Source organism: Hydrogenivirga sp. 128-5-R1-1, assembly GCF_000171895.1.
This window is the reverse complement of sequence record NZ_ABHJ01000166.1, coordinates 1-2,154: the sequence shown is the minus strand read 5'-3', so window position 1 is coordinate 2,154 and position 2,154 is coordinate 1. Positions and strand designations below refer to the sequence as shown.

Here is a 2,154-nt window from a genome sequence, read left to right as displayed (position 1 = left end):
CATAAAGATGACAAATTTGTCATGTTTTAATAAATTTGTCATGTCTTTAAATATATATAGGTCTGATTCAAGCAATTTTTCGTATATGGGTGTTTAGGATTTCAAATATTTCATAAACATTATTCTCTTCAACTATTTCACCATTTTTTATTACATAAACCCAGTCTGCTACCTCTGCAACAACTCCAAGGTCATGGGTTATTAGAAGTATTGATTTTCCTTCTTTTTTTATTTTCTTGAAAAGAGAAAGAATTTTAGCTGAAACTGTTACATCTAAAGCTGTTGTTGGCTCGTCTGCAAGAATCAAGTAAGGGTTGTTTACAACTGCTATAGCTATTGCTACCCTTTGTTTTAATCCTCCCGAAAGCTCATGAGGATATTGGTAAAATCTTCTTTCTGGGTCTGGAATCTGTGCTTTTTCCATTGCATTTAAGCATATTTTTTTAGCTTCATCTTTATTTACTTTCCTGTGTGCCAGCACTGTTTCTATTAACTGCTGTCCTACTGTTAAAAGTGGGTTTAAAACTGCTGATGGTTCTTGAAATACCATTGATATTTCGTTTCCTCTTATCTCTCTTACTTTTTTGTCAGACAATGTTAACAGGTTTTCTATATTTTTATTATCCGTTTTAAATGAAATTTTACCATCAACTTTTGCATTTTTATCAAGAAGTTTTAGTACAGAATAGCATGTAATGCTTTTACCACTTCCTGATTCTCCTACCAGACAAACAATTTCCTTTGGATAAACCTCTAATGAAATTCCCTTTAATGCCTTTATAGTTTGATTTTCAAGACTAAAACTTACTTTTAAGTTTTTAATAGATAAAAGGGGCTTTTGCCCCCTTTGAGATTTATTTAAGCGCATCTATAATTTTTTCTATCTGCTGTGCTGGTAATGCCCCTGAGATAGTAATACCTTTAGGGAAAATTAAAGTTGGAGTTCCTCTTATACCTACCTTTTTCCCAAACTCAAGATTTTTATTTATTATATCTTCAGCTTCAGGACAGCTTTTTGATGCAAGTTTTTTGAATTTCTCTTGATTTGACTGATATTCAAAAGCTTTTGTTAAAAGTTGTTTTTCTTTTTCATTATTTTTCTCACAAAGAATTGCAGTTGCGACTGGTTTAGCATACTTATGGAATGGTAGTGGGAAGAATATCATTTCAAACTTAACATCTTTTCTTTTTGCAAGTATTTTTTCAATTTCTTTATGAAGTCTTTTACAGAAAGGACATTGGGGGTCTGTTATTACATAAACTGTGTATTTAGCATTTTTATTTCCAAAAATTACTTTACCTTTTTGAGGAATTTGATTTATGTCAATTAACCTCATTCTTGAAAGAAGTTCCTTACCTACAGCTTTTTTAAGCTCTTCTACTTTTTCTTTACCTAAAACCTTTTCAAGCTTGGCTATTTTTTCTTTTAGAGACTGCTCATTTAATTTTGCTATTTTTTCTCTTGTTAGGCTCTTTCTTTGCTTAACATCTATAATTTCACCGCTAATCAAATATCTTAAACTGCAGTCAAGATAAACAGGTATCCTTCTGCCGTTTACTTCTATTACTATTTCATAAAGACCTTCTATTGGAGCGTCAGTTACAGATATAACTTTTGCATTACCTAATATTGGAGCAAGGGCTTTTTTTACATCTTTTACTGAAATTTCCGTATCCGAAAGACAGGAGCTTTCTTCAGCTTTTACAAAGCTAAATGTTAATATGAAAATTGATAACCCTAAAAATTTTAAAAATTTCATGTTTCCTCCCAAAGTTTTTTATTTACCTTATATAGTATAATAATTTTTATCACAATGTGTGAAATAGGAGTGAAAATTGAAGGTAGCGATTGGTAGTGACCATGCTGGTTATGATTTAAAAGAGGTTATTAAAAATCATTTAGAAAAAAAAGGATTTGAGGTTATAGATAAAGGAGCTTTTTCAAAAGAGAGGGTTGATTATCCGGTTTATGGTGAAGCGGTTGCAGAAGCTGTTGCCAGTGGTAAAGCAGAAAAAGGTATAGTAATATGTGGAACAGGTATTGGTATATCAATTTCAGCAAATAAAGTTAAAGGAATAAGAGCAGCCCTTTGTACAAATGAATACATGGCAAGGATGGCGATAAGACACAATAATGCAAATGTTCTTGCTCTT

3 protein-coding genes are annotated in these 2,154 nt (G+C 31.4%); 1 reads left to right on the top strand and 2 read right to left on the bottom strand.

Annotated features, from left to right (window positions below):
• Positions 1 to 67: 67 nt before the first annotated feature.
• Both HG1285_RS18365 and HG1285_RS03855 read right to left on the bottom strand, forming a co-directional pair.
• Entirely contained in the window at positions 68 to 868 is an 801-nt protein-coding gene (locus HG1285_RS18365) for an ABC transporter ATP-binding protein (protein WP_008288781.1), read from the bottom strand.
• The gene (locus HG1285_RS03855) at positions 855 to 1,760 is read right to left on the bottom strand and encodes a DsbC family protein (protein WP_008288780.1); all 906 of its coding nucleotides are present in this window, start codon (positions 1,758 to 1,760) and stop codon (positions 855 to 857) included. The genes HG1285_RS18365 and HG1285_RS03855 overlap by 14 nt, the downstream gene beginning before the upstream one ends.
• A gap of 76 nt (positions 1,761 to 1,836) precedes the next feature.
• Here HG1285_RS03855 and rpiB point away from each other — a divergent pair.
• Positions 1,837 to 2,154: ribose 5-phosphate isomerase B (gene rpiB / locus HG1285_RS03860; RefSeq protein WP_008288779.1), on the top strand; the 318-nt coding region annotated here is incomplete at its 3' end.

Coding starts and splice junctions, on each gene's coding strand:
- HG1285_RS18365 (WP_008288781.1), bottom strand. CDS start 868: ATGCGCTTAAATAAATCTCAAAGGGGGCAAAAGCCCCTTTTATCTATT.
- HG1285_RS03855 (WP_008288780.1), bottom strand. CDS start 1,760: ATGAAATTTTTAAAATTTTTAGGGTTATCAATTTTCATATTAACATTT.